Below are 26,509 nucleotides of genomic sequence, written 5' to 3'. Positions count from 1 at the left end.
TAGGTAGGACGAACCATAGGCGGGTATTACGCCGATGTCTCTTCATCGACACACCGCCACGCCCGAATCTGAACGACGACCTCAATTACTTCTCGGTAACCGAGACCGCCCACTAGGCTCTCGAAGCGGACCTGTCTATGGCAGAAAGGCCAGATCAGATGACTGAAATCAGCACCGAACCGGATCGCTACCCGCCGTCGCCAGAGTTCGTGGCGACAGCCAACGCGACCGCCGACCTGTATCAGGCGGCCGAGGAGGACCGGCTCGGGTTCTGGGCGCAGCAGGCGGGCCGCCTGCACTGGAGCGAGCCCTTCGGGGAGGTGCTCGACTGGTCCGATGCGCCGTTCGCGAAATGGTTCGTCGGCGGCAAGCTCAATGTCGCGTACAACTGCGTCGACCGGCACGTGGAGGCCGGCAACGGTGACCGCGTCGCCATCCACTGGGAGGGCGAACCCGGTGACACGCGCACCATCACCTACGCCGAGCTGCTGGCTCAGGTCAGCCAGGCGGCCAACTATCTGACTGAGCTGGGCCTGGTTTCCGGTGACCGGGTAGCCATCTACATGCCGATGCTGCCCGAGGCGATCGTGGCGATGCTGGCATGTGCGCGGCTGGGCCTGATGCATTCGGTGGTATTCGCGGGATTCTCCGCGGCCGCGCTGCGGGCACGCATCGACGACGCCCAGGCCAAGCTCGTCATCACCTCCGATGGACAATGGCGCCGTGGTACCGCGGCTCCGCTGAAGGCCGCCGTGGACGAGGCCTTAGGGGGCGAACCGAGTTCCGTTGAACATGTTCTCGTGGTGCGCCGCACCGAGATTCCCGTCGGATGGACCCAGGAGCGCGACCTATGGTGGCACGAGACGGTTTCCCGCGCCGATACCACTCATGCCCCTGAGTCCTTTGACTCCGAACATCCGCTGTTCCTGCTGTACACATCGGGTACGACCGGAAAGCCCAAAGGCATCGTGCATACCTCCGGCGGCTTCCTGACACAGACCTCGTACACGCATTTCAACATTTTCGACCTCAAGCCTGAGACCGACGTGTACTGGTGCACAGCCGATATCGGCTGGGTCACCGGTCACACCTACATCGTCTACGGCCCACTGTCCAACGGTGCCACCCAGGTGGTGTACGAGGGCACACCCACCTCCCCGAACGAGCACCGGCATTTCGAGATCATCGAAAAATACGGCGTCACCATCTATTACATCGCTCCCACATTGGTGCGGACGTTCATGAAGTGGGGCCGCGAGATCCCGTTCGCGCATGACCTGTCCAGCCTGCGACTGCTCGGCAGCGTCGGTGAGCCGATCAACCCGGAGGCCTGGCGCTGGTACCGGGAGGTCATCGGCGGCAACCGCACCCCCATCGTCGACACGTGGTGGCAGACCGAAACGGGCTCGGCGATGATCTCCCCGCTGCCGGGCATCACCGACACCAAGCCAGGTTCGGCAATGCGCGCGTTACCTGGCATCTCCGCGAAAATCGTTGATGACGAGGGGAATCGGCTTGAGTCGGCGAGCGGCGATGAGCCCGTCACCGGGTATCTGGTTCTCGATCAGCCATGGCCGTCGATGCTGCGCGGCATCTGGGGCGATCCGGAGCGGTTCAAAGAGACCTACTGGTCCCGCTACGCCGAGAAGGGCTGGTACTTCGCCGGCGATGGCGCCCGCTATGACAGCGACGGAGCCATCTGGGTACTGGGTCGCATCGATGACGTCATGAACATCTCTGGTCACCGAATCTCCACCGCCGAGGTGGAATCCGCACTTGTCGGACATGAAGGTGTCGCCGAGGCCGCCGTCGTCGGCGCCTCCGACGACACGACGGGGCAGGCCATCGTGGCGTTCGTGATTCTGAAGGCCAGCCATACCGTGGAGGGTGACGAGCTCGTCTCACACCTGAAAGCCCAGGTGTCCAAGGAGATCTCGCCCATCGCCAAGCCGCGCGAGATTCACGTGGTGCCCGAGCTGCCCAAGACCCGCAGCGGCAAGATCATGCGACGGCTGTTGCGTGATGTGGCCGAGGGACGCGAGCTGGGCGATACCTCGACACTGGTCGACCCCAGTGTCTTCGAGGCGATCAGGGCCAGCAAGTAGGTCCACCCGAATCGAGCGCGAGCATCACGCGGAAATTCGACCTGATTTCCGCGCCAGGCTCGCGCTCGGTGGGGATCTAGCCGACCGGGGTGTACCCCACTCCGGCGGTGCGGTTCTTGGCGTTGATATCGGCCAGCACGGTGTTGATGGAGTATGTGGTGGTCGGCGTGTGCAGCGGGATGTATTTGATGACGCACACCGGCAGCTTGGTGGCGGCGCCGTGGATCATTCCCACCAGCTGACCGTTCACGGTGACCGGCGCACCCGAGTCCCCGGGTTGTCCGCAGACCTGATTGATGAATGTGCCGGGCTCGGCTCCCGCTCCGAAGGTCACGCCGCATGAGTTGCCGGTGGTACGACCCAGCTTGCACGCGATATCACCCGGCTGCGGGTCCGGCCCGATTCCGGTGATGGTGAAGCCCTTATAGGTGTTCACCGGCTGCACCTTCTCGGGATCGAACTGGATGGTCGCGTAGTCGTACTGCTCATTGCCGTTGACGAACTTGCCGAGCACGCCCTTCTTGGGAAAGTCCTCCGAGGCCACCTGCGAGCCCGAACCGCCGCAGTGTGCCGAGGTGAAGCCCACCAAATTGCCCTTGTTGTCGTGACCGATAGTCGTCAGCGTGCAGAGGGTGTCGCCGTTGATGATCAGTCCGGCTCCTCCGCCCATGGGCACCTTGTCATCGGCGCCGGCCGCGGGAGCCGCACCGGCTGGAGACACACCCACGACGAGGCCGAACAGTGCGATCAGGACCGGCAGCCCGTACCGCACAAGCAGCACCGATGACCTCTTCGGCGCTTTAGCCTCATCGCGCATGCGGCTCATCGGTGCAGCCTTTCTCATTCCGGCCGCATCTCTCCCCCGTCGGCCATGCCTGCCCCTATTCTAAACAAGATTCACACTGGCCACTTCTGTCACAGTGTTATCGATTGGGTAACGACGCCCTCAGGTCAGACGCGCCGCAGCCCCGGCGCTACCGACGTGGCAACATAGGCCGCACTAGTTTTCACCGGAATCACACCGGACCCGCAAGGGACACGGAGGGAGCACAGTGAGCAGCCCTGGAAGCCGCAACTACCGCACAGACAGCAATGGTGTTCCGATTACAGTCGCCGCCATCCCGCTGTCCGATCCGAACGCGACCGGCACCGGCGAACCCACCATCGGCAATCTCGTCCGTGATGCCACCGCCCAGGTTTCCGCCCTGGTGCGCGCCGAGGTGGAGCTGGCCCGCGCCGAGGTCGTCCGGGACGTCAAGAAGGGTGTGGCGGGCAGCGTCTTCTTCATCGCGGCGCTCGTCGTCCTCTTCTACTCGACGTTCTTCTTCTTCTTTTTCGCTGCCGAGATCCTCAAGATGTGGCTGCCCGCGTGGGCCTCCTACCTGATCATCTTCGCCGCCATGGTGTTCGTCGCCATCCTCGCAGTGCTGATCGGTTTCCTCCAGGTCAGACGAATCCGGGGACCACGCGACACCATCGCCTCCGTCAAGGAAACACGGACCGTATTCACCTCACGGGACGATGAGACTCCGGCACTGACCAAGTCGGCCAAGCCCGCAGACCCGTCGGGCTGGTAGCCGATCGACGTCGGCTCGATACCGACACATCCATGCTGTTTGACCAGACGGCCCGACATCCCGACCCATCCGTGGTCCGCATCGTCGGCCCATGGCGCCATTTCGACGTGCATGCCAATGGAATTCGGTTTCACGTGGTGGAGGCCACCAACAACGAAGACGCCAACCCGCCGAACACGCCCGTCACCAGCAGACCACTCGTATTGCTGCTGCACGGATTCGGGTCCTTCTGGTGGTCCTGGCGTCATCAGCTTCGCGAGCTGAGGGATGCCCGCGTCGTGGCGGTCGATCTGCGCGGCTACGGGGGCAGTGACAAGCCGCCGCGTGGATACGACGGATGGACACTGGCCGGAGATACCGCCGGATTGATTCGCGCGCTAGGCCATACGTCGGCCACGCTCGTCGGGCATGCCGAGGGCGGGCTGGTCTGCTGGGCCACCGCCAACCTGCATCCGCGTCTTGTCGATGCCATCGCAGTGGTGAGTTCACCGCACCCGATCGCCTTACGCACCGCCACCTTCCGCGGAACCGGACAAGGTGGGGCTCTGCTGCCCTCGCTGATGCGCTATCAGGTGCCGATCTTCCCCGAACGCACCCTGATACGTCATCACGGCGCCGAGCTGGAACGACTGGTGCGCTCGCGGGCGGGTGCGCACTGGACCACCACCGACGATTTCGCCGAGACCATCAGCGAGCTACGCACCGCGATCGCCATCCCGGGCGTGGCCCACTGCGCACTGGAGTACCAGCGGTGGGCGGTGCGCAGCCAATTGCGCAGCGAAGGTTGGCGTTTCATGCGCTCAATGAATCGAGAACTGTCTGTCCCCGTGCTCCACATGCGCGGCGATACCGATCCCTACGTGCTCGCCGACCCGGTGCACCGGTCACTGCGATTCGCGCCCCACGGCCAGTTCGCCGCGCTACGCGGGGTGGGCCACTACGGCCACGAGGAAGATCCCGCGACCGTCAACGAACACCTACGGAGTTTTATCGGGCGCCGGTGACTGCGTGCGGCGCGTTGACGGGCTGCTCCGGCGCCTTGTTGGCCTCGGGCGCGGAGATACAGGTGCCGGTGCCGACGGGGTCGGCGAGCTCCGCCTTGGTGAGCTGATCCTTGACCTGTTTGGCGGTGAGCGCAAAGCCGGTGTCGTCATCGTCGATCGCCGCCCCGAAGACCACCCCGAGCACCCGACCCTCCGTGTCGATCAACGGGCCGCCTGAATTGCCCTGCAGCACCGAGCCTCGCACGGTGTACACCTCGCGGGTGACTGTGGTGGACCGGTAGATGTCGGGGCCATTCAGTTCGATGATCTCCCGGACCCGCGCCGGTGTCGCCCGGTAGTTCCCCCCACCCGGATAGCCCAGCACGATGGCGTCGTCCCCGGTCTTGGCCGGCTGGGGCGCGAAGACCAGCGGCGCCGCCGGCATATCCGGAACTGCGAGGATCGATATGTCCGCATTGGGGTCGTAGGCCACCACCGCGGCGTCGAAGGTCTGCCCTGCCGACTCCACGGTGACACTATTCGTGCCGGCTACCACGTGGGCATTCGACATCACTCGGTGCGGAGCGATGACGAATCCGGTTCCCTCAAGTGATTTTTGGCAGCTGCGGGCAATGCCTTTGATCTTGACGACGCTCGGCTCGGCTCCGCGCACCACCGGACCGTCGGCCAAGGTTGATTCCGGCGCGTCGACGGCCGCAATGGGAGTCTTGCCGAATGGCTGCAACACGCTGGGCAGCCCGGAGGTATCCAGCAGTTTCGACAGATCGTTGGGAACCTTCCGGAGTTGGTCCGGGGCATACTTGTCGACCTGGCTGAGCACCTTCGATTCACGTGCTGCCGCAGAGATATTCGGTTGAGCGGAGCTTTGCATCGGGATGGACAGCAGCCATGCGGCAATCAAGACGGCGGCCACCTGCAGCACGACCCCCACCACCGAATCGCCAGCACGTAGCGCCCGATTCTTGATGGCGCCACGCATGGCCCGGCCCAGTACCACGCCCGCGACCTCCCCGATGACCACCAGGACGAGGATGAGCAGGAGCGAGGCGAACAGCTTGGTGCGCGCCCCTTCCAGGTTACCCACCACATGCGGGGCCAGCATGATTCCCGCCACCGCACCCAAAATCACCCCGACGAAAGACATCAGGGAACCCAATGCGCCAGAACGCCATCCGGACACCGCCGCGATGAATGCGACGGCGATGACTCCGATATCGAGCCACTGCGATGGATTCAGGTTCATACCGACCCTCCCAGGTGCTCGGCCAGTAGCTCATCAAGATCACGAAGGTTACGAGTGTCCCACGGCTGTGCCCAGCCGGACACCTCCAGCATCGCCGCGATGATCTGCCCGGTGAAGCCCCACACCAGCATCCCCGGCAGCAGGAAGGCCGGGCCGCTATAACGAATACCAAAAGTCTTCTTGGTCACCATGATCCGATTCGCTGGGTTGACCAGGTCACCGATCTTCACGCGCGAAACGTCGGCGGTCTCGCCCGGATCGACGGCAAGGACCGGACCGGGATCGGGTGAGTACGCAAGCACCGGCGAGACGTGGAAACCGGACGGAGGGATGAATAGCGGGTCCATCACCGTCAGCGGTTGCACGCGAACGGGGTCCAGCCCCGTCTCCTCGTGGGCCTCACGCAATGCCGTGCCCACCGGCCCCCCGTCCTCAGGATCCGTAGCGCCGCCCGGAAACGACACCTGGCCGCTGTGCTGACGCAGGGTCGATGCCCGCACCGTGAGCAACAGATCTGCCTCGGTGGGGTCGGTCACCGTTCCGTCCGCGGATACCAGCACCAAAACGGCCGCCGGCCGCCCGGAGGAGGGCAGCTTGCGCGCCCGTAGCACCGCCTTGATCGCGGGGTGCACGCCTCGGCCATAGATGTCTTTGACGCCCGCGGCATTGTCCACCAGCGGTCGCATCCAGTCAGGAGCAGCGCCAGGCGTCAACGGCGCCGTCGCCAATCCTCGTCGCGCAAGCGGCTCATCGGCAGTCACGACCTAGAACCTCACTCCCAACGCTTGCTCCACCTCGGCACCGATCTCATCCGCCGAAGTGAACGAACGCGGTAGCACTCGGGCAACGCTACCGTCCGCGCGGATCAAAATCGTGGTGGGCATGACATTCGGTGACTTGAGCGCGGCTGCGATACGGCGGGCGCCATCCTGGATCATCGGCAACCGGACATGAAGCTCGGCGAGCTTGGCCAGCCCGGCCGCCTCATTCTCGTCTTGGTGCACCGTGACAACGGTCAGCCTGTCGCCCGCGCGGCGCTGCACCTCGGCCATCGCCGGCAGCTCATCGGCGCACGGACCGCACCAGTAGGCCCACAGGTTCAGCACTACCTGACGCCCGGCGAGCACGGCGCCGACCGGCACCCCGGCACCACTGCACTCCAGCGTTATCCCGGCAAGTTCCGGCATGCCCGGGCCGCTGCCCGCGGTCGGGCATGGGGGCAGTTGCGCCTGGCGACGCAGCTCCGCGAGGGCTGCTGGGGTGTCGGCGTCTCGGCGTTCCCGCGCGGCGACAGGATCCTGCCCCCGCGGCCCCGGCAGCCGCTGATCGCGTTGTTGCGACAACATGACGGTGATCAGTGCGGCGACCAGCACCACGCCGACGATCGTCCACCGTGCCCCGGTGCTGAGCCGAGCCACGTCACAACCCGGCCAGGGCCAGCAAGTGCTCGGTTTCCGGCCCCTTCACCAGCGGTGCCGCCAGTTCGGGAGCTGTCGGGCCCAGCCCGTACGACGGACAGTCCTTAGCCAGCACGCACACCCCGCAGGCGGGCTTGCGCGCATGGCATACGCGTCGACCGTGGAAGATCACCCGGTGACTGAGCAGGGTCCATTCCTTGCGCTCGATCAGCTCGCCGACGATGTGCTCGACCTTGACCGGGTCTTCTTCCTCGGTCCATCCCCAACGCCGTACCAGTCGCCCGAAATGCGTGTCGACGGTGATGCCCGGGATGTCAAAGGCGTTGCCCAGAACAACGTTTGCGGTCTTGCGCCCAATGCCGGGCAGGGTGACCAAGTCCTTCAGACGCGGCGGCACCTCGCCGCCGTATCGCTCCACCAACTGGGTGCCCAGCCCGATGATCGAGTTCGCCTTGTTTCGGTAGAAGCCGGTGGTGCGGATCATTTCTTCGAGTTCGGCCCGGTTGGCCCCGGCGTAGTCCTCCGCGCTGCGGTATTTGGCGAACAACGCGGGAGTCACCATGTTGACCCGGACATCGGTGCACTGCGCCGACAAGATGGTGGCGACCACCAGTTCCAGCGGCGTGGTGAAATCGAGTTCGCAGTAGACGTGTGGAAATGCTTGCGCCAGAGTGCGGTTCATCCGGCGCGCCCGACGGACCAGTCCCGCGTGCGTCTCGGGCTTCCAGGTTCGGACCGGGGCCGGCGTCTTCGCCGTCGATTTCGCTCTGGGCTTAGAGGCCGATCCGGTCACAGACACAAGCCCAGGGTAGCGGGGGCCTGAGACACGGCACGGGTGAGCACGTCCGCCGATTGCATCCCTGCGCAGGACAAACCGGTTGTTTTTCGTGACCTCGCCGAGATCTTGGACGTGTTTACTTCAACCCGTGTCGGGCCTATTCGGTTTGTTGGTACCCGGACTTCTCATGCTTGCCAGCCTTGGGCTGGGAAGGCTGGAAGCCGGGTTGATGCGGCATACCTTGCAACCGAGTGAGGTCGCCGATTTTCTGGACCAAGCGAGTCCATCGGATATGAATCGGCTCGCGCGCGACGGCATGCCGTCGGCCATCGAGGGTTTGCACCGGCGTCAGCTGCAACGCATCGAGCCGTCGTTGGAGGCGGTGTACGAGGCCACGACAAACGGCTACAACCAGCCACGAATCAACGGTTCGTCCATGAATCGCCTGCGTGACGAGGGTGTGCCCTCCATGCGCTCACGGCATTCGGTGGTGGATTCACTGCGTGCCGGTGGGGCAGCGGTGTAGCTTGGATCACGTTCTTTAGCGACTTGGCCTTTAGACTCATGTCGAGCAGGCCAGCGCAAGCATGACCAACGAATTTGGGTAAGGGGCAAACGTGGACGAGATCCTGGCCAGGGCCGGAATCTTCCAGGGTGTCGAACCGAGTGCCATCTCGGCGCTGACGAAGCAGCTGCAGCCGGTTGACTTTCCGCGCGGGCACACGGTGTTCGCCGAGGGCGAGCCTGGCGACCGTCTGTACATCATCATGACCGGCAAGGTGAAGATCGGCCGACGATCACCCGACGGCCGTGAGAACCTACTGACGATCATGGGACCGTCGGACATGTTCGGTGAGCTGTCGATCTTCGACCCCGGACCCCGGACGTCCAGCGCCACCACCATCACCGAGGTGCGCGCGGTGTCGATGGACCGGGACGCACTGCGCGCCTGGATCGCCGACCGTCCGGAGATCGCCGAGCAGCTGCTGCGGGTGTTGGCTCGCCGCCTGCGCCGCACCAACAACAATCTCGCCGATTTGATCTTCACCGACGTGCCCGGCCGCGTGGCCAAGCAGCTGCTGCAGCTGGCCCAGCGGTTCGGCACCCAGGAGGGCGGTGCGCTGCGCGTGACGCACGACCTGACCCAAGAGGAGATCGCTCAGCTGGTGGGCGCGTCACGCGAGACCGTGAACAAGGCGCTGGCCGATTTCGCGCACCGCGGCTGGATCCGGCTGGAGGGCAAGAGCGTTCTGATCTCCGACTCGGAGCGTCTGGCTCGCCGCGCGCGTTAGCACTCGTGCATCAGCGTGATGCACTGAACGCCACCACCGCGACGCACGCCAGCGTCAGCACCGCTCCGGCTTGTTGAATCCGGCTCAGCCGCTCATGGAGTACCAGTCGCGCGATGAGCACCGTCACCACCGGGTACAGCGAGGACAGCACCGCCGCGACGCCGAGGCTGCCGCGCGCCGAGGCGTAGGTGAAAAGCAGGATCGCCGAGGTGTCGAGCACCCCTGCGAAGGGCACCGCCCCGAACGGCGGGCGCATGTTCTCCCGCAGGCTCTTCCAGCTGAAGGCCCCGAGCACGAGGATCAGCGCCACCTCGGTGGCGCGAGAAACCACCACCGCCTCCACGGGGTGGTACCGGCCTGCCTCGGCGAGCAGGATCATGCAGACCCCGAACATCACCATGCAAAAGAACGACCACACGAGCACCTGCCGCCCGGGACGCCGTCCGTCAAGCCCTTGTGAAGCCGAGGACAACATGACGCCGACGAGTGTGCCTGCCAGTCCCAGATATGTCAGTCCCGAAAGTGATTGTCCGATCATGGCACCCCAGATGACCGGTACCACCGCGCCCACCGCTGCGATGGGCGAGACGACACCCATCGGCCCAATGGCAAGCGCGCGATACAACGCGTAGAGAGCCGTGAAAGCCGCGGGGCCGGAAAGCATTCCAAGCAGTGTGCGGGCATCAAAATGCGATGACGACGTCACCAGCGCCACCAGCCCCACCACGGCCAGCCCGACGGGCCGGCTCAGCGCGAGGACGGCAAGCGTGGAACGACGCTTGCTCGCATGCCCGCCGATGAAGTCACTGATACCCCAGCTGAGCGATCCCGTGAGGGCCAGGGGAATCGAATTCATAGGTAATTCATTGGTTAGGAACGCAGGTAGTCCAGCTGCGCCTGCACCGACCATTCGGCGGCGCCCCATAGCGCCTGGTCCACATCGGTGTACACGAATTCGACAACCTGCCGCGCCGAGGCGTCCTCACCCAACGCGGATAGCGCCCCGCGCACCTGATCAAGACGCTGCTCGCGGTGCGCCAGGTACTCCGCCGAGACCGCCGCCAGGTCGCCCCGCTCGGGGCCGTGGCCGGGCAGCACCGTCCGCTTACCCAGTCCCTGTAGCCGTTTCAGCGATTCCAGGTAGTCGCCCAAGCCTCCGCCGTCCTGCGCGATGACCGTCGTACCCCGTCCGAGGATGGTGTCGGCGGTCAGTACCGCGTCCTCGAGAACGAAGGACACCGAATCATCGCTGTGCCCAGGCGTCGCGAGCACAGCGATCGACAACCCCGCGACGTCGACGCGCTCGCCGTCGGTCAGCGCGACCGAATCGCCGCGCAGCCACGCCGGGTCCGCGGCGCGCACCGGCGCACCGGTCAGCTCGACCAGACGGTCGACACCACCCGTGTGGTCGAAATGCCGATGGCTCACCAAAACCAGGGCCACCTTGCCGATCTTCGCCAGCTCCTCGACATGCACATCGGGGTCACCGGTGGCGACACCCGGACCGGGGTCGACGATGACGACCTCGTCGCTGCCAGGCGCCCGCAGCACCCAGGTGTTGGTGCCTTCCAGCGTCATCATTCCCGGGTTGTTGGCCAGCAGCACCGAAGCGGTCTCGGTGACCGGACGCAGTTGCCCGTAGGCGGGATGGGGCATCAGGCGGAGACTTCCGCTCTGACCTCCACCACGATCTCCACCTCCACCGGGGCGTTGATCGGCAGCTCCGCAACGCCCACGGCCGAGCGCGCGTGCACACCGGCATCCCCAAATACGTCGCCCAGCAGCTCCGATGCCCCGTTCACCACGCCGGGCTGGCCGGTGAACCCCGGTGCCGAGGCGACGAATCCGACGACCTTGACCACCTTCACGACATTGTTGATCCCGACGAGTGCGTCTACCGCGGCGACCGCATTGAGGGCGCAGATACGGGCCAGTGCCTTGGCATCCTCCGGCGTGACCTCGGCCCCAACCTTGCCGGCGGTAACCAGGTTGCCGTCGACGATGGGCAGCTGCCCGGAGGTGTAGACGTGGTTGCCGCTGCGCACCGCGGGCTGATACGCGGCCAGGGGCGCCGCGACGGCGGGCAGTGCGATTCCGAGCTCGGCGAGCCGGGCACTATGCGTGCTCATTTCGACCTCTTCAGGTAGGCGACGTGCTGTTCACCGGTGGGCCCGGGTAGCACGCTCACCAGCTCCCAGCCGTCACTTCCCCACTGGTCCAGGATCTGCTTGGTGGCATGTGTCAACAGCGGGACGGTGGCGTACTCCCATGCGGTGCGTTCGGTCATACACGCAACCCTAGACAAGCACAGACGTTCTGACATCGGCTCGATGATGGACGGTTAGCATGCGTGCGTGGTGAACACTTCCCCTGACTCCCCCAGCGATGCGGCGGCGGGGCCCTTGTCAGATGCCTGGCCCGCACGAGTCGCGAATGCACGACTGCACTTTGTGACAGGCAAGGGTGGGACTGGAAAGTCCACCATCGCCGCGGCCCTGGCCCTCGCACTCGCCGCGGGTGGCCGCAAGGTACTGCTGGTCGAGGTCGAAAACAGGCAGGGCATCGCCCAGCTTTTCGACGTGCCTCCGCTGGCTCCCAAGGAACTCAAGATCGCCACCGCCGAGGGCGGCGGAGCGGTGAACGCCCTCGCCGTCGAGATCGAGACGGCGTTCATGGAGTACCTCGAGATGTTCTACAACCTCGGTCTGGCCGGGCGTGCGATGAAGCGGATCGGAGCCATTGAGTTCGCCACCACCATCGCGCCGGGTCTGCGAGACGTCATCCTGACCGGAAAGATCAAGGAGTGCATCGTCCGCGTCGACAAGTCAGGACGGCATGTGTACGACGCCGTCGTGGTCGATGCGCCGCCCACCGGCCGCATCGCCCGCTTCCTCGACGTGACGTCGGCACTATCCGATATCGCCAAGGGCGGCCCCATCCACTCTCAGTCCGAGGGAGTGCGCAGGCTGCTGCACTCGGATCAGACGGCGATCCACCTGGTGACCCTGCTTGAGGCGCTGCCCATGCAGGAAACCGCCGAGGCCATCGCCGAACTGAGCGGGATGGGGCTGCCGATCGGCAGCGTCATCGTCAACCGAACCGTGGTGCCGCACCTGTCGCCTGCGGATCTGGACAAGGCGGCCGAGGGCGTCGTCGATGCCGACGCGGTGCGTAAGGCGTTGACCGATAACAACGTAACTCTGTCCGACGCGGACTTCGCCGGTCTGCTCACCGAGACGATCGAGCATGCGACACGGATGCGTGCGCGCGCCGAGAGTGAAGAGCTGCTCGGCGAGCTGCAGATACCTCGACTGGAATTACCCACCCTGGCCGACGGCGTCGACCTGGGTAGCCTCTACGAACTGGCCGAGAGCCTGGCCGAGCAGGGAGTCCGATGAGCAACACACCTGCCGTCTTGGACATGGCGGCCATCCTCGAAGATCGCAAGAACCGCGTCGTGGTCTGTTGTGGCGCAGGCGGTGTCGGCAAGACCACCACCGCCGCGGCAGTCGCGCTACGCGCCGCCGAGTACGGCCGCACCGTCGTGGTGCTCACCATCGACCCGGCACGCCGGCTGGCGCAGTCACTGGGTATCGAAGCGCTGGGCAACACGCCGCAACAGGTGCACGTCGAGGGCGTCAAAGGTGAGCTGTACGCGATGATGCTCGATATGCGGCGCACCTTCGACGAGCTGGTGGTCCAGCACGCGGGATCCGATCGCGCACAATCGATCCTGGACAACAAGTTCTATCAGACCGTCGCCACGTCCATGTCGGGCACGCAGGAATACATGGCCATGGAGAAACTGGGGCAGCTTCTCCATGAAGACAAATGGGACCTGATCGTCGTGGACACTCCTCCGTCCCGCAATGCCCTTGACTTCCTAGACGCGCCAAAGCGGTTGGGCAGCTTCATGGATGGACGCCTCTGGAAGATGCTGCTGGGCTCCAGCCGCGGCCTGGGGCGGATCGTCACCGGAGCCGTCGGGCTGGCGATGAAGGCGCTGTCGACGGTGCTCGGATCGCAATTGCTCTCCGACGCTTCAATGTTCGTGCAATCACTGGACTCCACGTTCGGAGGATTCCGCGAGAAGGCCGACCGCACCTACGAGCTGCTGCGCCGGCGCAGCACCCAGTTCGTTGTGGTGTCGGCCGCCGAACCCGATGCACTGCGTGAGGCCACGTTCTTCGTTGAGCGGCTGAGCCAGGAGGGCATGCCGCTGGCGGGGCTCATCCTTAACCGCACCCACCCCACGCTATCGAGCCTGACCGTCGAACGCGCCATCGATGTCGCGGACAATCTCGAGGAATCGGGCGAATACAGCCTGCCCGGGGCGATGTTACGGGTTCACGCCGAGCGCGCCGCGACCGCCAAGCGGGAGATCCGGCTGCTGTCACGGTTCACCGGCGCCAACCCCACGGTCCCGATCGTCGGGGTGCCTTCACTCCCGTTCGATGTCTCTGACGTGGATGCGCTGCGCGCCATCGCCGATCAGATCACCGGCGTCGCTTCCTAGAAACGCAACGAGCGCGCACTCAAGTACTCCAATCCTCACGGATCGGTGTGCCTGAGCGCGCGCTCGGCGCTAGGTATTAGACGGCGCTGCGTTTAACCGCGCTGCGTTAGACGGCGCTCTTGTGCTTGCGCTGCGCGGCGAAGAAGTCCGCCCAGGACTCCACCTCGGGGTGCGCCTTGAGCATCGCGCGGCGCTGCCGTTCGGTCAGTCCACCCCACACGCCGAATTCCACCCGGTTATCCAGAGCGTCGGCACCACATTCCATCATCACCGGGCAGTGCCGGCAGATGACTGCGGCCTTACGCTGTGCCGCTCCGCGGACGAACAACTCGTCAGGATCGCCTTGTCTGCATCTGGCCTGTGAGACCCAGGCAATGCGTGCTTCTCCACCATCGATCGATCCCACTGTATGTAAAGCACTCATGGCTGGCCGTGAAGCTGACACTGGCTATCCCTTCTGTCTGTCACTAGCGGCCTACAAGAGGCGTGGGCCACAGTCCGCTCGGTGTGTAACTTGAATCACACCGTGAGATCAAGTTAGTGGTCAGGGATCTCCAACGCAACACCTGATCCGAATTTTTTGGGACGGTTGTGCCGACAACGTCTTTTCATCGCCTTTTCGGGGCCCCGCGTTACCGATCAACTACCCGCAGACACCCCTGGGCACGCCACGTACCCTGTGCGTATGTCAGAACGCCCGCCCGAGACGGTGACCCTCGCGAAGCTCGCGGGCTGCGGGCTTATCGCGGCGGTGATCTTGGCCGGACTGATGTTCCCCTTCGCGGGCGGATTCGGGCTGGCATCCAATCGGGCATCCGATGTCGTGGCCAACGGTTCCACGCAGCTGCTCGAGGGTGAAGTGCCCGCGGTCACCACGGTGGAAGACGCCAAGGGCAACAAGATTGCCTACCTCTACACACAGCGGCGTTTCGAGGTGCCCGCCGACCAGATCGCCGACACCATCAAGCTGGCCCTGTTATCCATTGAGGACAAGAGGTTCACCTCGCATAACGGTGTCGACTGGAAGGGCACGCTGGGCGGCCTGGCCGGGTACGCCTCGGGCGACGAGGACACCCGCGGTGGTTCGACGATCGAGCAGCAATATGTGAAGAACTACCAACTGCTGGTGGTGGCCAAGACCGACGCCGAACGTAAGGCCGCCATCGAGACCACCCCCGCGCGCAAGCTGCGCGAGATCCGGATGGCGCTGCGGCTGGACCGCACCTTCACCAAGCAGGAGATCCTGACCCGGTACCTGAACCTGGTGTCCTTCGGTAACAACTCCTTCGGTGTGCAAGATGCCGCACAGACCTACTTCGGGGTCGACGCCAAGGACCTGAACTGGCAGCAGGCGGCGCTGTTGGCGGGGATGGTGCAGTCCACCTCCGGACTGAATCCGTACGTCAACCCCGAACGCGCGCTGGCGCGCCGCAACCTGGTGCTGGACACGATGATCGCCAACGCCCCAGAGAAGAAGAGTGAACTACTGGCCGCCAGGGCCCAGCCCCTCGGTGTGCTGCCCCAGCCCAACGAGCTGCCGCGCGGCTGCATCGCCGCCGGCGACCGCGCTTTCTTCTGCGATTACGTGCTCGACTACCTGACCAAGTCCGGGATCAGCAAGGACCAGGTGATGAAGGGCGGGTATCTCATCCGCACCACCCTGGATCCCGATGTCCAGAACTCGGTGAAGCAGGCCGTCTCCCACGTCGCCGACCCCGGGCTCAACGGCGTCGCCGACGTCATGAGCGTCATCAAACCCGGGCAGACCGCCCACCCCATCCTGGCCATGGCCTCCAGCCGTACCTACGGTCTGGATGGCGCGACCAACGAGACCATGCAGCCGCAGCCGTTCTCGCTCGTCGGCGACGGCGCCGGATCGATCTTCAAGATTTTCACGGTCGCCGCGGCCATGGATATGGGCATGGGGATCAACACCGTGCTCGACGTGCCACCCACCTTCGCGGCCAAGGGCCTCGGCAGCAGCGATGGCACCAAGGGCTGCCCCAAGGACAATTGGTGCGTCAAGAACGTCGGTAACTACCGCGGGCAAATGAGCGTGACCGATGCCCTGGCGACCTCGCCGAACACCGCGTTCGCCAAGCTGATTCAGTCGATCGGCGTGTCCAAGGCGGTCGATATGGCCGTCAGGTTGGGCATGCGTTCCTACGCGCAGGCGGGCACCGCCAAGCCCTATGACCCCGAGGGCGACGAGAGCCTGGCGGACTACATCAAAAAATACAACCTGGGCTCCTTCACACTGGGTCCCATCCAGGTCAATGCTCTCGAATTATCCAATGTGGCGGCCACTTTGGCTTCAGGCGGCAAGTGGTGCCCGCCCAATCCCATCGACAAGGTCTTCGACCGCCACGGCAAAGAGGTACCGACGACGGTCGAGGCCTGCGAGCAGGCGGTACCCACCGGGCTCGCCAATACCCTCGCCAACGCCCTGAGCAAGGACGACCAGCCCGGCGGCACCGCCGCAGGTTCGGCGGGTTCGGTCGGTTGGGGCCTGCCGTTGTCCAGTAAGACGGGAACCACTGAGGCACATCGGTCTTCGGCATTCCTGGGATTCACCAACAACGTGGCCGGGGCGAGCTACATCTTCGACGATTCGACGACCCCCGGCGATCTGTGCTCGTTCCCGCTGCGCAAGTGCGGCGACGGAAACCTTTACGGCGGCAATGAGCCCGCGCGGGCCTGGTTCGAGGCCATGAAACCGATTGCCGAGAACTACGGCCCTACCGCGCTGCCGCCCACTGAACCGCGGTATGTCGAAGGAGGCCCGGGCTCCAAGGTGCCCAGCATCAACGGGCTGCGCGAATCCGAGGCACGTGACGTCCTCAAGAAGGCCGGATTCAGGGTGGCCGACCAGGCCAGCGTGGTGAACAGCACCGCACCGTTCAACGAGGTCGTCGGAACCAGCCCGTCCGGAACCACCATCCCCGGCTCTCTCGTCACCATCATGCTGAGTAACGGCATCCCGCCTGCCCCGCCGCCTATCGTCATTCCGGGCCTGGGCGGCCCGCCGGGCGAGATGACCACCACGATCGTGAATATCCCCGGCCTGCCGCCGATCACCGTGCCGGTGCTGGCGCCGCCCCCGTGATCTAGCTCTCGGTCGTTGACGAGAAATTCGCCACGTTTCGCGCAGGTGATCAGGGGTCGCTCAGCTTTCGGAGTTACTCTCGGATGATGAACACGTCGTTCAACACGGTTATCAAGCGGGCCGCCGCCTACTCCGCCGGTTCGGCCGCGCTGGGCATCGGGTACGCGTCGGTCATCGAACGCAACGCGTTCACCATCCGTGAAGCGACGATGGATGTACTCGATCCCGGCGCCTCTCCGCTGCGCGTGCTGCACATCAGCGACATCCACATGCGGCCCGGTCAGCGCCTCAAACAGGCCTGGTTGCGTGAGCTGGCACAGTGGCAGCCGGACTTGGTGATCAATACCGGCGACAACCTGGCCCATCCCAAGGCGGTGTCCTCGGTTGTCCAGGCACTCGGCGATTTGCTCTCGATCCCAGGGCTTTTCGTCTTCGGAAGCAACGACTACTTCGGTCCGCGACTGAAAAACCCCGCTAAGTATCTGTACAAGAGCGACGAGCGCAAGCACGGTGAACCGCTGCCATGGCAGGATCTGCGCGCCGCGTTCACCGAGCGCGGCTGGCACGATATGACCCACACCCGCCACGAGCTGGAAGTCGCCGGGGTGCGGATCGCGGCGGCCGGGGTGGACGATCCGCATCTGCATCGGGACCGCTACGACACCATCGCCGGAATGCCGAATCCGCTGGCCACGCTGCGACTGGGGCTGACCCATTCGCCGGAGCCTCGGGTGCTGGACCGCTTCGCCGAGGACGGCTACCAGTTGGTGATGGCCGGTCACACCCATGGCGGGCAGCTGTGCCTGCCGTTCTACGGGGCGATCGTCACCAACTGCGAGCTAGACCGTTCCCGAGTGAAGGGCCCGTCACAGTGGGGTTCGCACATGCAGCTGCACGTGTCGGCGGGTATCGGGACATCACCGTTCGCGCCGATGCGGTTCTTCTGCCGCCCGGAGGCGACGCTGCTGACCCTGGTGCCCGCGCGCGTCCGCGGTCAAGGGGCCGGCGCCGAATCCGGCGACCGCCTCCCCAGTGCCACCGCGCAGTGACGTGAGCCGCGCGTGGGCCGATAACGCGGTCCGGTTGATCGAGGCGGATGCCCGCCGTAGCGCCGACACCCATCTGCTGCGATATCCGTTGCCTGCGGCATGGGCCGACGCCGTGGATGTACAGCTGTATCTCAAGGATGAGTCCACCCACATCACCGGGAGCCTCAAACATCGTTTGGCGCGTTCACTTTTCCTGTATGGCCTGTGCAACGGGTTCATCGGGGAAGACACCACAATCGTGGAGGCCTCCTCCGGGTCGACCGCGGTTTCCGAGGCCTACTTCGCACAACTACTGGGGCTACCGTTTATCGCCGTGATGACGGCCTCGACGAGCCCCAGCAAGATCGCCTTGATCGAATCACAGGGCGGCAGTTGCCATTACGTCGATCAAGCACAGCAGGTGTACGCCGAGGCGCAGCGGCTCGCCGACAAGACCGGCGGACACTATCTGGACCAGTTCACCAACGCCGAACGCGCGACCGACTGGCGCGGCAACAACAACATCGCCGAATCGATCTTCAACCAGATGCACCACGAAAAGCACCCGCTGCCAACGTGGATCGTGGTCGGCGCGGGCACCGGCGGCACCAGCGCGACCATCGGGCGTTACATCCGGTATCGGCGCTACCTCACCCAACTATGCGTGGTCGACCCCGACAACTCGGCTTTCTACCCGTCATACATCGCGGGACATGAGGTGGTGACCGGGATTTCGTCGCGCATCGAGGGCATCGGACGTCCCCGCGTGGAGCCGTCGTTCTTACCGACGGTGGTGGATCGCATGGAGCAGATACCGGATGCCGAGTCGGTGGCGCTTACCCGGCATGCCAGCGCCGTGCTGGGTCGTCGGGTGGGCGCGTCGACGGGAACCAACCTATGTGGCGCGTTCCGGCTCATCTCCGAGATGGCCGCCACGGGCGTCAGCGGGTCGGTGGTGACGCTGCTGGCCGACTCCGGTGACCGCTATGCCGACACCTATTTCGACGACGCGTGGATCGCCGAGCAGGGATTCGACCTGCAGGGGCCGTCACTGCGGCTGGCCGAGTTCGAGGACACCGGCCACTGGGGCTAGACCTCACGGCGTAAGGGCACGTCAGGCCTGATTTTTAGGCCCGCGGCTCAACGCATTCGCGACCGAAGCCCTCGATGCGATACCCTTGCGTGGCTTCAAAGCGGGGTGTGGCGCAGCTTGGTAGCGCGCTTCGTTCGGGACGAAGAGGTCGTGGGTTCGAATCCCGCCACCCCGACGCTAGAAGTAAGGCCCTGACCAGGAATCCCCGGTCAGGGCCCTTTTCATGCGCATGGCGAAGCGCCCCGTTGCCCCGGCACCGTGACATGGTGGACGCATGGCCGTCTCTGAACTCGCGTCGAATCCTGTCGCCCTTGCGGCCATCGCCATCGCCCTGCTTCTCGTGTGGAAGCTGCGCAAGGCCGTGATGCTGATCGGCGTGCTGGCAGGGCTGGTGCTCCTGGTCGCGATGTACCGGTAACAGCTAAGCCCGGGCACGCGACATTTCATTCGGTAAGGTTTGACAAAACCCGACGATGGGAGCTTTCAGATGAAGAATCGCCTTGTGGGTGCCGGTGTGATCGCACTGGCAGCCGCACTCAGCGGACCGGCGCTGGCCGCCGCCGCACCTGCCGATGAGCAGCAGATCCGGCAGATCATTTCCGGCGAGGCTTCCGCGATCAAGTCGCTCGACAACGCCACGCTGTCGACATTCTTCTGCGACAAGTACCGCGGCACGATTGCCTCGAAGTCCGCCGACGACCAGATCCCCCCGATCGGTGAAGTGGCCGGATACGGGCCCGGAATGATCGGTGCGGTCGCCTCGGCGGCCGGGGTCTCCGGTCCGACCACTCAGGCACTGACCACCGCGATCCAGAACAACGACGAGAAGGCCTACCGGACCTCGTTCCGCAACGCGGCTCGCGAAGTGCTGTCCGGCGTCACCTACAACGTCTCGGACATCAACGTGACCGGGCCGACGGCGACTGCGGCGGTGACCGCGCAGGGTCACGACGTGACCGCCAACCAGCAGCGTGAGTTCGTGCAGGAAAACGGAAAGTGGAAGGACTGCACCGATCCGGAGAAGCGCGCCGAGACCTCGGGCAATCCACTGCTGACATCGTTGATGCGCTGACGCTCTAAAACTCCATCACAGATCAGGCCGCCTGTGTCCTTCGGGATGCAGGCGGCCTGATTCGTGAACTGAATATTCGGTGACACCGCCCATCCGGGCCCCACTCTGGATCCGTTTGTGCCATAACCGATCTCGGGGAGCTGCTACCGATATTTCGCGGCGCTCTGGGCGTGATCGCCGACTAGAGCCGACGGGTCAGCCGGGTGCCGATAAGCGGCGCGATCTTGTCGGCCAGGTAGGCGTGCCCGGCGTCGTTGGGGTGTACGCCGTCCGAGCCGATCAGCTCCGGGCGCCCGACGAACCACCGTTCGGCCAACGGATCAATCCAGGACGCGCCGATCGCGCGGGCTTGGCCGTACAGGATGTCGCGCAGCTGCAACACCACGTCGGGGACATCCGCCGTCGGCCAGGGTGGGCCGATCACCAGTAGCTTGGCCGCCGGTGCCATGCGCCGCGCGGACGCCAGCGTGTTGCGAGTCACCTCGGCGTACACGTCGGGATCGACGCCCTGGTCGTTGCGCGAGCCGAAGAACACCACGAGCTCGTCGTCGGGATGCACCACCCGACCGGTGAGGTCGGCGAAGACGCTGCCGTGGTCACCGCGCACGCCGTATCCGGCACGCCCTTCGGCCGCGACGTCGGCGGTAACCCGGACGCCTTCACGGCTCAGGATCCGCCAGGCCAGCGATGTCCACGACTTGGCACCCAGGCCGCCTTCCCTGGTGCCGGTCGTATACGAATCGCTGACCACCGCGACGTGGTTCAGACCGGACCCGGAATTGAGCAGTCGGTACGGGCGCACGGGCGCGGGCCGCTCGGCAGCCTGGCCGACGGGAAAACCGATAAGGAACGCGAATGCGATGACGAACGCCGCCAGACGAACCACTGCTACCTCCACTGTCCCCAGCATTTTACGGGCCCTCAGCCCGACTGCGGCACAGCGTTATTCGTTTGAAACTAACGGCGCGTTACATCCACCGAGCCGACGGCAACCGGCTTGCGCTCGGGCTCCGTCAAGTCCGCGGGCGCTCGGTGTTTCTGCCCGTTGTGCAGGGCATGATGGTCGGTGATGGCGGGCTTGGTGACGCCGATCATGCGGCGCATCCACCGCCGTCCGGGTTCCTCCACCCAGTGATATAGCGCCATCGACAGCACCACGGCGAGCGCAATCAGACCGATCACAATCCAGCCACCGCCAGGGTCCGTCAACGAGAGCTCGAATTGCTTGGTCGCCCATGTCCATGAGACATGCACGAGCTCGTGCACCATGTACAGCCCGAACGAGATCTGTCCGCCGTAGACCATGATGCGTGTCGAGAGCAATGTCGGCAGCGGGCCGATGCCCACCGCCAGTGCCATCACCAACGGCACGAACAGAGCGTCCACCACTCCGCTGCTATCGGTCACTCCCGAGATCGGATGAGCGTCCAGGAGGTACAGCGCACCCACGATCGCCGCGATAATCGCGATCGCCACGTAGCCGGCGATATGGCGAGAACGGTGAGTCAGCCGCAGGCGGCTCACCGCCGCGCAGGCCAGCGCACCCGCGGTGAACTGCATGACGATGCGCGGCAACCAGCTCCACGGGGTGTAGAACTGCCCGGTCAGCAACAGCAGGATGACCGGCGGCAGGGAGGCCACCACGGCCAGAACCATCAGGCTGCGGGCACGGGTCGCATGCGCCATCCGGAAAACGACGAGGACCAGGCCGCCGAAGAGCAGGTAGGCCAGCCATTCGGCGCTGATTGACCACGCCGGACCGTTCCAGCTGGACAGGTCGAAGTACGGACGGAACCACAGTTGCACCATGAAAAGCTGGCGCACATAGCTCATGGCGTCGAACCCGTCGGTGCGCTCGGGTACGTGCCCGACGTGCATGGTGAAGATGACCCACAGGGCGGCCAGATGCATGGTGACCAGATAGACGGGCCACACCCGCGCCAGGCGCAGCCACAGGAAGTGCAGTGTCTCCCGGGTGGACCAGTGATGGCCCATGCGATCCAGATAGTTCCAGGTCAGCACGAATCCGCTGAGAATGAAGAAGAGGTCGACGCCCTGAGCGCCGCAGTTGAGGATGGGGGTCAGCGCGGACCGGAATCCGGGGGCTGCTTCCTCCAGGAGTGGCCGGAAATGAAAGAGCACAACCCAGAGCGCGGCGATGATGCGAAGTCCCGTGAGGGCCTTGATCTCTCCGCCGCGCACAACTCTCTCCGTCAGGCTCGTTACCAGCTCTTTCGCGCTTCCTTGCGATCGACCGGTCGAGCACGCCTCCCCGCGACCCAATTCCGGCGTTCTTCGGAGACTAACAGCGCAACCTGCCAATGCCTGAATCTCGGACATGCTGCGTGTGAGGCACAGAGGTTCATCTCGCAGAGGCAGTACACCGGGTCCCGCACTTCTGTTTCCCCCATCCGGCACACTGGCAGGGAACGCCATGACCGCAGCGCTAGGACAGACACACAGATGACGCAACCGCAGTACCCCCACGGCCAGTACCAGCAGCCTCAGACGCAGTTCCCGGGATACCCCCAGCCCGGTCAGTATGGTCAGCCCCCCGGCGGGTACTTCCCCACCCCGAAGCCGCCTCGGCCGCCGATGTCTCCGCAGCAGAAGGCCCTGGCCCTCGTCGGCGGCTCGCTCGGCATCTTCCTGATCGCACTACTGGTGCTCGGCCTCACCACCACCAACTCCAGCACCGAGCGGACCACCGCCGCCAGCGATCAGATCGTCGATGCCCCTCGCTCCTCCGGCTCCAACAAAGACGAGGACATCAAGCAGATCAAGCAGACCATCTCCGGCATGGCCGAGGCCGCCAAGGCCAACGACTTCAAGAAGATGCTCACTTTCTTCTGTGCCAAGTACCGCGAGGCATTCAAAGACATCGCGGGCAGCGGCCAGGCACCCGACCTCAACGCCTTGACCAAGGCCGATAACGGACCGTCGAAAATCACTGGCCTCGAGATCGATGGCGACACCGCCGTCATTCACATCACCGACGCCAAGGGCAAGCACGACATCGAGTTCAAAAAGGAGACGGGCGGCTGGAAGTTCTGCCCGGGGGCCTAGCAGCGCCACTCACCCGCGAGTGGGTTCCACCGTGGCCGTTGGATATTCGCCGCACGCTCGGCATCCACCGCCGCGGATCGACCGACCCGACATATCGCGTATCCCCCGGAGGATCCATCACCCGGGGCTCCTACACCCCGGATGGCCCCGGCGTGCTGACGATCTCGCGTGAAGACAAGACCGTCGTCGGCCGCGCCTATGGTGACGGCGCCGAGTGGCTGCTCGATCGCCTTCCTCGCCTACTGGGCGCCGACGACGAACCCCAGGCACTAACACCGAAACACGCCGTCATCACCCACCTGGTCCAGGGCGCGAGGGGCGTCCGTATCGGTGCTAGCGATCGCGTCTGGGAAGCCCTCGTCCCCGCCGTGTTGGAACAGAAGGTGCCCGGCGCGGAGGCCTGGCGCGCCTGGCGCTATCTGCTCAATCATGTCGGCACCGACTTGGAGGGCGCCAAGGTCCCACCGCCCCAAAGGAAATGGCTCGACATCCCGTCGTGGGAGTGGCACAAGTCCGGTGCAGAACCGGTCCGCATGCGCACCGTCCGCATCGCCGCGACCGTCGACGTGGAAACCAAACCGGAGCACCTGACCTCGATCTATGGAGTCGGGCCGTGGACCGAGGCTGAGATCCGAGCACGTGCGCTCGGCGATCCCGACGCCGTCCCTGTCGGGGACTATCACATCGCCGGACAGGTGGGCTTCGCACTCGCCGGCCACAAAACGGATGACGCCGGCATGCTGGAACTCCTGGAACCCTATGCCGGGCAACGCTATCGCGTCATTCGACTTATCGAGCTCGTAGCACCCAAGCCGGAGAGGCGCGGATCACGAATGCCCGTGCGCGACTACCGTAACTTCTGAGATCCGACAAGCGGTTCGTCGAACTTGTGGATAGCCATCGCGGTTGTGGATAACCTCGGCCAGCTGTCGGTCGTCGTCCATAGCCTTCAGGCATGAGTCCCATCGACGATCTACTGACGACGGCCACGGCTGTCGTCGAGTCGTCGTTCGACGAGCTCAATAACCCCGAATTACTCTCGGCACTAAGACAATTAGAGGTCGCCCAGCGCAAGATCACCGCGGCTTCACACACGCTCGCCGCCCGGCTGGTGGAACGCGGTTCGCCGGCCGCGCTGGGCGGTGCGTCATTCGCGGAGGTGCTCGCACGGCACCTCTCGATAAGCACCGCAACCGCCCGGCGCCGCCTCGCAGACGCCGCACATCTCGGCCCGCGGCGTGCATTCACTGGCGAGCCGCTACAACCCCTACTTCCGCATGCCGCCCACGCATTGCGAGAGGGCCGCCTCGGCGACGAGCACGTGCGGATCATCCGCAGGTTCTTCGACCTCTTACCCGACGCGGTCGACGCCGATACTCGCGACGCCGCCGAAGAGCGGCTGGCATCAATGGGAACCGAGTTCGGCCCGGAACAACTCCGCGCCGGCGCCGATCGGATCGCGGCTCTGATCAATCCGGACGGCCGGTTCTCCGACGTCGACCGCGCCCGCAGGCGGGGCATATCGATCGGACGCCAGGGACCCGACGGGATGAGCGCCGTCAGCGGCATGCTGGATCCGGAGACCCGGGCCTACCTCGACGCAGTACTGAGCAAGCTCGCGGCGCCAGGCATGTGCGATCCTCGCGATGAATCTCCCATGACCGAAGGTGAACCCGACTCGGCGGCCGCCGAGCGAGACACGCGAACTTGCGCCCAGCGAAACCACGATGGGCTACGAGCGTGCCTACGCAGCATCTTGACCTCGGGCAAGCTGGGCTCACATCACGGATTACCCGTCACGGTGGTGGTCTCGACGACGCTGAGCGAGCTGCGGAGCGCGGCCGGGCGGGCGATATCGGGCAGCGGCAACATGGTGCCCATCCCCGATCTAATCCGGATGGCTGCCCACGCCCTGCATTACCTCGCGATATTCGACGACGACAGCCGCCCCCTCTACCTCGGGCGTTCCAAACGGATCGCCACTCCCGATCAACGAATTGTCTTACACGCCAAGGATCGCGGTTGTTCGGCGCCCGGATGTACGGTGCCCGGTTATCTCTGCCAGGTACATCACGTCGACGACTGGCGCGACGATGGGCCCACCGACATCGACAATCTGACCTTCGCCTGCGGCCCGCATCATCGGCTGCTCCAACAGGGCTGGACCACGCGAAAACGTCGTAGCGACGGAATTACCGAATGGATTCCGCCGCCGCACCTCGATACTGGCCAGTCCCGCACCAATGACTACCACCACCCCGAGCGGTTCATCCTGGATAGCTAGCCTGCCAGGTGCGCCGAGAGCAACCATGCCGCAACCGATGACCGGCCGTCGGGCTCGACCTGGTGCCGGGCGAAGCCCTGCGCCACACCCTGTTCGAATCCGTTGAAGTTCGCGTAGATCTTCGCCGGGCGGATCTCATCAATGGACCAGTACTTCGAAACCACATCCCGCAGTTCGTTTTCGGTAACGGCCTTGACGGGTGATTCGGCCGGGAAGGCGGCGCGATCGAAGACCAGGACGTAGTAGCGTGCCCCAGGTGCGGCGGCCCGGACGATCGAACGCTGATAACCCTCGCGCAGTTCAACGGGCATCGAGTGGAACAGCGTCGAATCGATGATCGTGTCAAAGCGCCCGTCGTACCCGGTGAAGGACGAGATATCCGCGACCGCGAAGCTGGCATTAGTCAGACCACGCTCGGCCGCATAGCCTTTCGCCAGCTCGATGGCCTTCGGTGCGGAGTCGAGCCCGACGGTAGTGTGTCCCACCTCGGCCAGATACAGCGAGGTCGCCGCCTCACCACAGCCGGCGTCCAACACCTCTCCACGCACCTTGCCCTCGGCGATCAGCGTCGCAATCTCGGGCTGTGGCTCACCAATACTCCACGGCGGCCTGACACCCAGGCCATCGGGACTCTCGCCGCGGTACGCGGCCTCAAACGCAAGATCAAATTCCTCTGTGGCGCTCTTCTCAGTCATATCTCCAGAATGTCAACTCGCCTGACATATGTCAAGGGTCCTGACATCTAAATTGAGAGGCAATTGCCAGGAACGTCCTCAGCCGCCAAAATGGAACAATGAGCAACGACGAGGGGGGCGTCACGCCGTCTCCGCTACCCCCGGGACCACCGCCCGCCTACCCTCCTGCTGCCCCTGGCTATGGCCCTCCGCCGACATATGGATACCCGCCACCCGGATATCAACCGCCACC

The 26,509-nt window shown here is 64.8% G+C and carries 28 protein-coding genes and 1 tRNA gene; 16 read left to right on the top strand and 13 right to left on the bottom strand.

The features are described from left to right. Positions 1-158: 158 nt before the first annotated feature. Complete coding sequence (gene acs / locus AC5Y5C_RS06085) at positions 159-2,105, top strand: acetate--CoA ligase (protein ID WP_499970037.1); 1,947 nt, start codon at positions 159-161, stop codon at positions 2,103-2,105. Between the two features lie 76 nt (positions 2,106-2,181). Here acs and AC5Y5C_RS06080 read toward each other — a convergent pair whose 3' ends face one another. Further along, entirely contained in the window at positions 2,182-2,877 is a 696-nt protein-coding gene (locus AC5Y5C_RS06080; protein ID WP_499970634.1) for a chymotrypsin family serine protease, read from the bottom strand. Between the two features lie 280 nt (positions 2,878-3,157). Here AC5Y5C_RS06080 and AC5Y5C_RS06075 point away from each other — a divergent pair, with 280 nt between their 5' ends. Next, complete coding sequence (locus AC5Y5C_RS06075) at positions 3,158-3,682, top strand: phage holin family protein (protein WP_499970034.1); 525 nt, start codon at positions 3,158-3,160, stop codon at positions 3,680-3,682. A gap of 32 nt (positions 3,683-3,714) precedes the next feature. Then, positions 3,715-4,686, top strand: a complete 972-nt coding sequence (locus AC5Y5C_RS06070) for an alpha/beta fold hydrolase (RefSeq protein ID WP_499970032.1) — start codon at positions 3,715-3,717, stop codon at positions 4,684-4,686. On the opposite strand, the gene marP is transcribed toward AC5Y5C_RS06070, so the two are convergent. The 4 genes from marP to nth are packed head-to-tail and all read right to left on the bottom strand — an operon-like array spanning position 4,670 to position 8,029. Further along, on the bottom strand, positions 4,670-5,923 hold the full coding sequence (gene marP, locus AC5Y5C_RS06065; RefSeq protein ID WP_499970632.1) for an acid resistance serine protease MarP: 1,254 nt from the start codon (positions 5,921-5,923) through the stop codon (positions 4,670-4,672). The two genes, AC5Y5C_RS06070 and marP, sit on opposite strands and share 17 nt — an antisense overlap. Positions 5,924-5,925: 2 nt before the next feature. After that, entirely contained in the window at positions 5,926-6,690 is a 765-nt protein-coding gene (locus tag AC5Y5C_RS06060; protein ID WP_499970030.1) for an NUDIX hydrolase, read from the bottom strand. A 3-nt stretch (positions 6,691-6,693) separates the two neighbouring features. Beyond that, a complete protein-coding gene (locus tag AC5Y5C_RS06055) occupies positions 6,694-7,347 on the bottom strand; it encodes a TlpA family protein disulfide reductase (RefSeq protein ID WP_499970028.1) in 654 nt (217 codons plus the stop codon). A 1-nt stretch (position 7,348) separates the two neighbouring features. Beyond that, complete coding sequence (nth, locus tag AC5Y5C_RS06050) at positions 7,349-8,029, bottom strand: endonuclease III (protein ID WP_499970630.1); 681 nt, start codon at positions 8,027-8,029, stop codon at positions 7,349-7,351. Positions 8,030-8,312: 283 nt separating this feature from the next. Here nth and AC5Y5C_RS06045 point away from each other — a divergent pair, with 283 nt between their 5' ends. Together AC5Y5C_RS06045 and crp are read left to right on the top strand one after the other, a co-directional pair. Next, positions 8,313-8,651: a hypothetical protein gene (locus AC5Y5C_RS06045; protein WP_499970628.1), complete on the top strand. Its 339-nt coding sequence runs from the start codon at positions 8,313-8,315 to the stop codon at positions 8,649-8,651. 91 nt (positions 8,652-8,742) lie between these two features. Continuing rightward, positions 8,743-9,417, top strand: coding sequence for a cAMP-activated global transcriptional regulator CRP (gene crp, locus AC5Y5C_RS06040; RefSeq protein ID WP_499970026.1), 675 nt, complete (start codon positions 8,743-8,745; stop codon positions 9,415-9,417). Between the two features lie 10 nt (positions 9,418-9,427). Here the strand turns inward: crp and AC5Y5C_RS06035 are convergent, their stop codons facing one another. The 4 genes from AC5Y5C_RS06035 to sp36 are packed head-to-tail and all read right to left on the bottom strand — an operon-like array spanning position 9,428 to position 11,704. Continuing rightward, the gene (locus AC5Y5C_RS06035) at positions 9,428-10,273 is read right to left on the bottom strand and encodes an EamA family transporter (RefSeq protein ID WP_499970025.1); all 846 of its coding nucleotides are present in this window, start codon (positions 10,271-10,273) and stop codon (positions 9,428-9,430) included. 14 nt (positions 10,274-10,287) lie between these two features. Then, positions 10,288-11,073, bottom strand: coding sequence for an MBL fold metallo-hydrolase (locus tag AC5Y5C_RS06030; RefSeq protein ID WP_499970024.1), 786 nt, complete (start codon positions 11,071-11,073; stop codon positions 10,288-10,290). Beyond that, positions 11,073-11,546, bottom strand: coding sequence for a RidA family protein (locus AC5Y5C_RS06025; RefSeq protein ID WP_499970022.1), 474 nt, complete (start codon positions 11,544-11,546; stop codon positions 11,073-11,075). The genes AC5Y5C_RS06030 and AC5Y5C_RS06025 overlap by 1 nt, the downstream gene beginning before the upstream one ends. Next, positions 11,543-11,704 carry a Sp36 family protein gene (gene sp36 / locus AC5Y5C_RS06020; protein ID WP_005063257.1) on the bottom strand — a complete coding sequence of 54 codons (162 nt, stop codon included), beginning with the start codon at positions 11,702-11,704 and terminating at the stop codon, positions 11,543-11,545. The genes AC5Y5C_RS06025 and sp36 overlap by 4 nt, the downstream gene beginning before the upstream one ends. Before the next feature lie 115 nt (positions 11,705-11,819). On the opposite strand from sp36, the gene bagA reads away from it, so the two are divergent. Together bagA and bagB are read left to right on the top strand one after the other, a co-directional pair. After that, on the top strand, positions 11,820-12,815 hold the full coding sequence (gene bagA / locus AC5Y5C_RS06015) for an ATPase BagA (RefSeq protein WP_499970626.1): 996 nt from the start codon (positions 11,820-11,822) through the stop codon (positions 12,813-12,815). Continuing rightward, the gene (bagB, locus tag AC5Y5C_RS06010; RefSeq protein ID WP_499970019.1) at positions 12,812-13,933 is read left to right on the top strand and encodes an ATPase BagB; all 1,122 of its coding nucleotides are present in this window, start codon (positions 12,812-12,814) and stop codon (positions 13,931-13,933) included. The genes bagA and bagB overlap by 4 nt, the downstream gene beginning before the upstream one ends. Before the next feature lie 106 nt (positions 13,934-14,039). On the opposite strand, the gene AC5Y5C_RS06005 is transcribed toward bagB, so the two are convergent. Then, positions 14,040-14,357, bottom strand: coding sequence for a WhiB family transcriptional regulator (locus tag AC5Y5C_RS06005; RefSeq protein ID WP_078311587.1), 318 nt, complete (start codon positions 14,355-14,357; stop codon positions 14,040-14,042). Between the two features lie 261 nt (positions 14,358-14,618). Between AC5Y5C_RS06005 and ponA2 the strand changes: the two genes are divergently transcribed. From ponA2 to AC5Y5C_RS05975, 6 genes are all read left to right on the top strand, one after another. Next, a complete protein-coding gene (gene ponA2, locus AC5Y5C_RS06000) occupies positions 14,619-17,039 on the top strand; it encodes a transglycosylase/D,D-transpeptidase PonA2 (protein ID WP_499970016.1) in 2,421 nt (806 codons plus the stop codon). Positions 17,040-17,125: 86 nt separating this feature from the next. Continuing rightward, positions 17,126-18,088 (top strand): metallophosphoesterase, encoded by a 963-nt coding sequence (locus tag AC5Y5C_RS05995; protein WP_499970013.1) that lies wholly within the window; start codon positions 17,126-17,128, stop codon positions 18,086-18,088. A gap of 1 nt (position 18,089) precedes the next feature. Next, positions 18,090-19,160 carry an L-cysteine desulfhydrase Cds1 gene (cds1, locus tag AC5Y5C_RS05990; protein WP_499970011.1) on the top strand — a complete coding sequence of 357 codons (1,071 nt, stop codon included), beginning with the start codon at positions 18,090-18,092 and terminating at the stop codon, positions 19,158-19,160. Positions 19,161-19,261: 101 nt separating this feature from the next. After that, positions 19,262-19,335, top strand: a tRNA-Pro gene (locus tag AC5Y5C_RS05985). Positions 19,336-19,434: 99 nt separating this feature from the next. Then, positions 19,435-19,578, top strand: coding sequence for a hypothetical protein (locus AC5Y5C_RS05980; RefSeq protein ID WP_191986564.1), 144 nt, complete (start codon positions 19,435-19,437; stop codon positions 19,576-19,578). Between the two features lie 69 nt (positions 19,579-19,647). After that, positions 19,648-20,232, top strand: a complete 585-nt coding sequence (locus AC5Y5C_RS05975; protein WP_499970009.1) for a hypothetical protein — start codon at positions 19,648-19,650, stop codon at positions 20,230-20,232. A 181-nt stretch (positions 20,233-20,413) separates the two neighbouring features. Here the strand turns inward: AC5Y5C_RS05975 and AC5Y5C_RS05970 are convergent, their stop codons facing one another. After that, complete coding sequence (locus AC5Y5C_RS05970) at positions 20,414-21,118, bottom strand: Rv0518 family GDSL lipase (protein ID WP_499970007.1); 705 nt, start codon at positions 21,116-21,118, stop codon at positions 20,414-20,416. Positions 21,119-21,189: 71 nt separating this feature from the next. Beyond that, the gene (locus AC5Y5C_RS05965; RefSeq protein ID WP_499970005.1) at positions 21,190-22,434 is read right to left on the bottom strand and encodes an acyltransferase family protein; all 1,245 of its coding nucleotides are present in this window, start codon (positions 22,432-22,434) and stop codon (positions 21,190-21,192) included. Positions 22,435-22,695: 261 nt separating this feature from the next. Here AC5Y5C_RS05965 and AC5Y5C_RS05960 point away from each other — a divergent pair, with 261 nt between their 5' ends. The 3 genes from AC5Y5C_RS05960 to AC5Y5C_RS05950 all read left to right on the top strand — a co-directional run bounded on the left by AC5Y5C_RS05960 (position 22,696) and on the right by AC5Y5C_RS05950 (position 25,582). Further along, positions 22,696-23,298: a hypothetical protein gene (locus tag AC5Y5C_RS05960; protein ID WP_499970003.1), complete on the top strand. Its 603-nt coding sequence runs from the start codon at positions 22,696-22,698 to the stop codon at positions 23,296-23,298. Positions 23,299-23,336: 38 nt separating this feature from the next. Beyond that, positions 23,337-24,161 carry a DNA-3-methyladenine glycosylase family protein gene (locus AC5Y5C_RS05955; protein WP_499970001.1) on the top strand — a complete coding sequence of 275 codons (825 nt, stop codon included), beginning with the start codon at positions 23,337-23,339 and terminating at the stop codon, positions 24,159-24,161. A gap of 92 nt (positions 24,162-24,253) precedes the next feature. Continuing rightward, on the top strand, positions 24,254-25,582 hold the full coding sequence (locus tag AC5Y5C_RS05950; RefSeq protein WP_499969999.1) for an HNH endonuclease signature motif containing protein: 1,329 nt from the start codon (positions 24,254-24,256) through the stop codon (positions 25,580-25,582). Here the strand turns inward: AC5Y5C_RS05950 and AC5Y5C_RS05945 are convergent. Continuing rightward, positions 25,579-26,277, bottom strand: coding sequence for a class I SAM-dependent methyltransferase (locus AC5Y5C_RS05945; RefSeq protein WP_499969997.1), 699 nt, complete (start codon positions 26,275-26,277; stop codon positions 25,579-25,581). The two genes, AC5Y5C_RS05950 and AC5Y5C_RS05945, sit on opposite strands and share 4 nt — an antisense overlap. Positions 26,278-26,509 lie beyond the last annotated feature (232 nt).

This window comes from Mycobacterium sp. NGS15, from assembly GCF_059813245.1.
Note: the sequence above shows the minus strand (reverse complement) of the source record. Positions and strands in the feature narration are given on the sequence as shown.

Bases quoted from the DNA above. Each gene is read 5' to 3' on its own strand.
- AC5Y5C_RS06025 (WP_499970022.1), bottom strand. From the start codon at position 11,546: ATGAGCACGCATAGTGCCCGGCTCGCCGAGCTCGGAATCGCACTGCCC.
- AC5Y5C_RS05980 (WP_191986564.1), top strand. From the start codon at position 19,435: ATGGCCGTCTCTGAACTCGCGTCGAATCCTGTCGCCCTTGCGGCCATC.
- AC5Y5C_RS05945 (WP_499969997.1), bottom strand. From the start codon at position 26,277: ATGACTGAGAAGAGCGCCACAGAGGAATTTGATCTTGCGTTTGAGGCC.
- AC5Y5C_RS05950 (WP_499969999.1), top strand. From the start codon at position 24,254: ATGAGTCCCATCGACGATCTACTGACGACGGCCACGGCTGTCGTCGAG.
- AC5Y5C_RS05960 (WP_499970003.1), top strand. From the start codon at position 22,696: ATGACGCAACCGCAGTACCCCCACGGCCAGTACCAGCAGCCTCAGACG.
- ponA2 (WP_499970016.1), top strand. From the start codon at position 14,619: ATGTCAGAACGCCCGCCCGAGACGGTGACCCTCGCGAAGCTCGCGGGC.
- bagB (WP_499970019.1), top strand. From the start codon at position 12,812: ATGAGCAACACACCTGCCGTCTTGGACATGGCGGCCATCCTCGAAGAT.
- AC5Y5C_RS05975 (WP_499970009.1), top strand. From the start codon at position 19,648: ATGAAGAATCGCCTTGTGGGTGCCGGTGTGATCGCACTGGCAGCCGCA.
- AC5Y5C_RS06030 (WP_499970024.1), bottom strand. From the start codon at position 11,073: ATGCCCCATCCCGCCTACGGGCAACTGCGTCCGGTCACCGAGACCGCT.
- AC5Y5C_RS06005 (WP_078311587.1), bottom strand. From the start codon at position 14,357: ATGAGTGCTTTACATACAGTGGGATCGATCGATGGTGGAGAAGCACGC.
- acs (WP_499970037.1), top strand. From the start codon at position 159: ATGACTGAAATCAGCACCGAACCGGATCGCTACCCGCCGTCGCCAGAG.
- AC5Y5C_RS06045 (WP_499970628.1), top strand. From the start codon at position 8,313: ATGCTTGCCAGCCTTGGGCTGGGAAGGCTGGAAGCCGGGTTGATGCGG.
- AC5Y5C_RS06070 (WP_499970032.1), top strand. From the start codon at position 3,715: ATGCTGTTTGACCAGACGGCCCGACATCCCGACCCATCCGTGGTCCGC.
- AC5Y5C_RS05995 (WP_499970013.1), top strand. From the start codon at position 17,126: ATGAACACGTCGTTCAACACGGTTATCAAGCGGGCCGCCGCCTACTCC.
- nth (WP_499970630.1), bottom strand. From the start codon at position 8,029: ATGAACCGCACTCTGGCGCAAGCATTTCCACACGTCTACTGCGAACTC.
- AC5Y5C_RS06035 (WP_499970025.1), bottom strand. From the start codon at position 10,273: ATGAATTCGATTCCCCTGGCCCTCACGGGATCGCTCAGCTGGGGTATC.
- sp36 (WP_005063257.1), bottom strand. From the start codon at position 11,704: ATGACCGAACGCACCGCATGGGAGTACGCCACCGTCCCGCTGTTGACA.